General features: G+C 69.1%; 5 protein-coding genes. 1 reads left to right on the forward strand and 4 read right to left on the reverse strand.

All coding sequences use genetic code 11. From position 1 onward, the window contains the following. Positions 1–454, forward strand: a 454-nt coding sequence (locus VF794_RS13645) for a diguanylate cyclase domain-containing protein (protein WP_331110449.1), incomplete at its 5' end; no start/stop codon positions are given. 63 nt (positions 455–517) lie between these two features. On the opposite strand, the gene VF794_RS13650 is transcribed toward VF794_RS13645, so the two are convergent. From VF794_RS13650 to VF794_RS13665, 4 genes are all read right to left on the reverse strand, one after another. Further along, complete coding sequence (locus VF794_RS13650; RefSeq protein ID WP_331110457.1) at positions 518–1,411, reverse strand: M23 family metallopeptidase; 894 nt, start codon at positions 1,409–1,411, stop codon at positions 518–520. A gap of 285 nt (positions 1,412–1,696) precedes the next feature. Further along, complete coding sequence (locus VF794_RS13655; protein ID WP_331110451.1) at positions 1,697–2,458, reverse strand: Stp1/IreP family PP2C-type Ser/Thr phosphatase; 762 nt, start codon at positions 2,456–2,458, stop codon at positions 1,697–1,699. 94 nt (positions 2,459–2,552) lie between these two features. Next, a complete protein-coding gene (gene recN / locus VF794_RS13660) occupies positions 2,553–4,292 on the reverse strand; it encodes a DNA repair protein RecN (protein ID WP_331110453.1) in 1,740 nt (579 codons plus the stop codon). Between the two features lie 149 nt (positions 4,293–4,441). Next, on the reverse strand, positions 4,442–5,636 hold a 1,195-nt coding region (locus tag VF794_RS13665; RefSeq protein ID WP_331110455.1), incomplete at its 5' end, for a DEAD/DEAH box helicase.

The raw sequence follows: 5,636 nt of genomic DNA on the forward strand, positions 1-5,636 counted from the left end.
GCTGGGCGCGCTCATCGTGGACGTGAAGGGGATGATTCATGTCAACGCACGCCACGGCTTCCCCGCGGGCGACGCGCTGCTGAAAGCCGTGGTGGCTTCGCTCCAGGCGCAGTTCCCCGGGGCGAAGCTGGTGCGGCTGCACGGGGACAACTTCGCCGTGCTGCTGGTGCCCACCTCGGGGCTGTCGGTAACGGAGGGGCTGCGCGCGTCCACCCTGCCCCGGCTCGCCACCGACGCGCGCGCCGCGCTGCCCGAGGGCGCCGAGGCCCCGGACTTCTCGCTCGCCCTGCTGGAGCTCACCATCGAGCAGCCCACCCACTGGCAGGTGCTGGGGCCGCTCGTGTGGGGCGAGCTCGAGCGCGCCTACACGCTGGAGCGCCTGGGGAACGCCGGGGGACTCCAGCGCCGGCGGCTCCAGCTCGGCGGCTTCGTGCCCGGTCCCACCGAGCCCTGAAAACGCGAAAGGGGCGAGGGCTTTCGGCCCTCACCCCTGCTTGCGCGGCTCCAACCTGGGGGACTACTCCTCCAGGATGAACTTGCGCGGGTTCTGCGGGATGCCGTTGACGCGCACTTCGTAGTGCAGGTGAGGACCCGTCGAGCGGCCCGTATTGCCCACCGCCGCGATGGGCAGGCCGCGCTTCACCCGGTCTCCCGCCTTCACCAGCATCTTCGACAGGTGACCGTAGCGCGTCTTGATGCCGTAGCCGTGGTCGATGACGATGACGTTGCCGTAACCGCCCTCGAGCCCCGCGAACACCACCGTGCCGTCCGACGGCGCGTTGACTTCCTTGCCGTGCGGGGCCGCGATGTCCATGCCCGCGTGCGACACCCGGTCCGCCGTGTACGGATCCAACCGCTGGCCGAAGTCGCTCGTCACCCAGCCGCGCGTGGGCCACATGGACGGCGTGGAGGCCAGCAGCGACTTCTGGTCCTGGAAGTAGGCCTGCATCTCCTGGAGGCTCTGCTCCTGGCGAGTGGCCTCGGCGCTCAGCCGATCCAACCGGCCCGCCAGCGCCTTGGGAGACTCCATGCTGGTGAGCTGGGTGAACTGCGTCTCCGTGGTGGGCGCGCCCACGCCGGGCTCCTGCTCCACCGGGCCCATGGCCAGGTTGCGCTGCGGATCCGACAGCAGCGTGATCGCACGCAGCTTCTGGTCGAACCGCTCCACCCGATCCAACGTGGAGCCGATGTGCTCGATGCGCTCGCGCACCGACTTCAACTGGCCGCGCAGCGTCAGGTTCTCCTCACGGAGGATCCGGTTCTCCGCCGCGTCCCGCGCCACCTGGAAGTAGTGCAGGGTGGCCCCCAGGGCCAGCCCCGCCAGCAGCAACACACCCCCGCCCACCTGCATCAGGAGGGCCCTCGGGACGTTGAACCGCCTGACCGGAGAATTGTGGTCAGCGATCACCATCAGGGTGTAGGACTTTTTCGCCTTCGCCAATGCCAGCTCCCTTAGTGCGCCTCAGCGCTTCGGCGTGCGAACCCGGGACGAGAAGCTAGGTCGTCCCAGAGTCCGTTTCATCTCCCCACGCCCCGCCACCCATCACTCCGTCATCCGCCGTGCGTCTCAAGCCACGGGAATGCTTTGGGCAGCTACCACCCGACTTCCGAGGGTGTCAAGCAACGACACACGACACCCGACGTCCCACGTCCAGTCCAGTGGAACAATTCCAACCGCTCTCTCGGAGCGTCTGCCTCAGGCGGACATTTGCACCACGATGACCGTGATGTTGTCGTCACCGCCGCGTTCGTTCGCCAGGTCGATGAGGCGCTTGGGAATGTCCGCGAGTTCGGCCGTGGCCTGCACCACCTCGTGGAGCTCCCGGTCCTCCACCATGTTGGCGAGACCGTCCGAGCACAGCAGGAAGACGTCTCCCGGCTCCGCCACCACACCCATCACATCCACCTGGACTTCCTCCTCGAAGCCCACGGAGCGCGTGATGATGTTCTTGTAGCGCGAGTGCTTGGCCTCCTCGGGGGTGATCATCCCGGCCTTGATCTGCTCGTTGACCAGCGAGTGGTCCTCGGAGATCTGCTGGATGAGGGGGCCCCGGACGAGGTAGGCGCGACTGTCGCCCACGTGGGCGAAGAACGCGTGGTTGTCTCGGACGACGAGCGAAATGACCGTCGTACCCATCCCCGACAGGCGGGGATCGTCCTGCGCGGTGGTGAAGATGGCCTGACAGGCCTTCTCCACCGCCGTGCGGAGCGCATCCGGCAGGAGCGCGTCCTGCAGGCTGGAGACACTGACGAAGGGGTTGTCCCGGTTGTCCCGGGCTCCCCTCAGCTCCTTGTCGATGGTCTCGACGGCGATGCGGGAGGCCGTACCGCCCCCTGCATGGCCGCCCATGCCATCCGCCACGACGTAGAGCTGGAGCTCATCGTCGATGAGGAAGCTGTCTTCATTGTGGTTGCGCTTACGCCCCACATCCGTGAGGCCGGCCGAGACGACCTTCATGCGGGGAGCCGCGGTCTGCCCTGCGGTTCTGGACACGAGCGGGATGCTATGTGACAGGCGATGGCGGAGCAAGGAGGCGATTCACGCCTCCTCGCTACGCGCTGCGGCGCAACCTGCTCCGGGAGCCGCCATCGGGGGTCGGCTCCCGTCGGGCCCGGGGGGGTCCGGAGGCCCGATGCGCCGAGCGGACCAGGGCCTCGGCTGCTCCCAGGGCCTCGCGCGTCACCTCGACGCCGGACATCATCCGCGCCAGCTCCTGGGTGCGCTCGGCGCCCGCCGCCAGAGGAACCACCTCGGAAACGGTGCGCTCGCCCTTGAGTCCCTTGCGGATGAGCAGGTGGGCGTCCGCGTAGGCCGCCACCTGCGGCAGGTGGGTGATGCACAGCACCTGCCGGTGCCCGCTGACGTCCCGAATCATCCGCCCCACCACGTCGGCGATGGCGCCGCTCACCCCGGAGTCCGCCTCGTCCAGGACGTAACAGCCGCACCCATCACTGTCCGCCAGTGCACGCTTGAGGGCCAACAGCAGGCGTGAAGCCTCGCCACCGGAAGCCACCTTGGAGAGCGGACGGGAAGGCTCGCCCGGGTTGGCGCTGAAGAAGAACTCCACGTCGTCCAGGCCCTCGGGCTTGAGCTGGGTGCCGGGCGTCACGCGGACCTCGAAGGCCGCCTTGCCCAGCGCGAGCTGCCCCAGACCCTCGCGCGCCTGGGCGCCGAAGGTGACGGCGCACGCGGTGCGTGCCCGGGACAGGGCCTCGCCACTGCGGCGCGCCCGCTCCTCGGCCGCCTTGCGCTCGCGGGCGAGCTCCTCCAGCACCTCCTGCCGGTTGTCCAGCGTGGACAGCTCCGTCTCCAGCGCGTCCCGCTTCTGCAACACGCCGTCCAGGCCGGTGGCGTGCTTGCGGCACAGCCGCTTGAGGGCGTCCAGGCGGTCCTCCACCTCACCCAGCCGCTCCGGGTCGGACTCGAGGCCCTCCACGTAGCGGTTGAGACGGCGCTGCGCCTCCTCCAGTTCCGAGAGGGCAGCGCCCAGGGCCTGGGCCACCGGGGCCAGCGTGGCGTCGCACTTCGTCGCCTCGGTCACCAGCCCGAGCGCGCGACCCACCGTCTCCACGGCGCTCGACTCCTCACCCGAGAGCAGCAGCTCCGCCTCGGCGCCCTGCCGCTTGAGCTTCTCCGACCCGGCCAGCCGACGCCGCTCTGCGTCCAGCCGTGCGTCCTCGCCCGGCTCCGGGTCCAGGCGCGTGATTTCATCCAACTGGAAACGGAGGAACTCCGCGCGCTCGCGCAGCCGGGACTCGTCCCCGCCCAGCGCCTCCATGCGCGACACCACGTCGGCCACGGCCGCGTAGTCCCGCCCATAGGCGGCCAGCTGCTCCTCCAGCCGCCCGTAGCGATCCAGCAGCGCCCGGTGCAGCCCGGAGTCGAAGAGGCTCACGTGCTCATGCTGGCCGGCGATGTCCACCGTGCCGCGCATGAAGCGGGCGAGCACGCCCACCGTCACCAGGGAGCCATTGATGTAGGCCTTGGCGCGACCGCTGCGGCCCACCACCCGGCGCACGAGGACTTCATCCCCGAGGTCCGGCACCCCCAGTTCCTCCATCCGCTCGGCCAGGACGGAGGTGCGCTCGAAGACGCCCTCCACCGAGGCCTCATCGCATCCCGCGCGAATGGCGTCGGCATCCGCCCGCCCTCCCAACAGGAGCCCGAGTGCGTCCACCAGGATGGACTTACCCGCCCCCGTCTCGCCCGTGAGCACGGTCAGCCCGGCCCCGAACGCCACCTCCACCTCCTCGATCACCGCCACATTCGAAATGCGCAAGCCCAGCAGCACGGGAGCCCTCCTTCGCCATACGGCCCGTACCTGAACAACCTAGCAGTGGGCTCTGACACTGCACAAGCGTTCCGTCCCGTGGCTCGTGCGGCAGCTTGCATGCACGGAGGGTGATGTGAGCCGGCGAACGGCCGTGTAATCCTCCAGGGCTAGTCGCCACCCTGGAAGAGGTCGGCGATGTCCGCCTCGGTGAGGAGCTTGCCAAAGTCGCCGTCGGCGCTGAGCACGCCTGCCGCCAGGTCCTTCTTGCGCTTCTGGAGGCTGAGAATCTTCTCCTCCACAGTGCCGCGGGTAATCAGCTTGTAGCTGATGACGGCGCGCGTCTGGCCGATGCGGTGGGTACGGTCCGTCGCCTGATCCTCCACCGCCGGGTTCCACCACGGATCGTAGTGGATGACGTAGTCGGCCGCGGTGAGGTTGAGGCCGGTGCCGCCCGCCTTGAGGCTGATGAAGAAGAGCGGAGGCCCGTCTCCCTTGTTGAACTCGTCCACCTTGCCCATGCGGTCCTTGGTGCGACCGTCCAGGTAGAGGTAGCGCATGCCGCGCCGGTCCGCCTCGCCCTTGAGCAGTTCCAGCATCTCGGTGAACTGGCTGAAGACGAGCGCGCGGTGGCCCTCGGCGACCAGGTCGTCCACGAGCTGACCGAAGCGCTCCAGCTTCGCGCTCGCGGGCAGCAGCGTGCCGGGAGGCATCTTGAGCAGGCGCGGGTCGCAGCAGACCTGACGCAGGCGCATGAGGGCCGCGAGGATGGAGACGCGGCTGCGCTTGAAGCCCATCTTCTCGATGGACTCGTTCACCTTGCGGCGACTCTCCTCCAGCACCTCGCGGTAGAGGGCGGCCTGGCCGGGCTCCATCTCGCACCAGGCCACGCTCTCCGTCTTGGGCGGCAGGTCCTTGGCCACCTCCGTCTTCAGACGGCGCATGATGAAGGGCTGGATGCGGCGGCGCAGGCGGTCGCGCACCGAGGCGTCGTTGGCCACCTGGATGGGCTGCTCGAAGCGGTCGCTGAAACCCTCCGCGCTGCCGAGGAAGCCCGGCATGAGGAAGTCGAAGAGGCTCCACAGCTCGCTGAGCCGGTTCTCCAGCGGCGTACCGGTGAGCGCCAGCCGCGTGTCGCTCGGCAGCGACTTGCAGGCCTGCGCCGTGGCGCTGTCCGCGTTCTTGATGTTCTGCGCCTCGTCGAGGATGACGTAGCGGAAGCCCACCTCGCTGAGCGCCTCCAGGTCGCGCCGCACCAGCGCGTAGGACGTGAGCACGAGGTCCGCGCCCTTGAGGTCCTCCACGCGCTCCTTGCGGTCCTGGCCGTGCCAGACGACCGTCTTCAGGCCCGGGGTGAAGCGCTCG

The sequence above is a fragment of the Archangium sp. genome, assembly GCF_036389735.1.
In the GTDB taxonomy this organism is placed as follows: domain Bacteria; phylum Myxococcota; class Myxococcia; order Myxococcales; family Myxococcaceae; genus Archangium.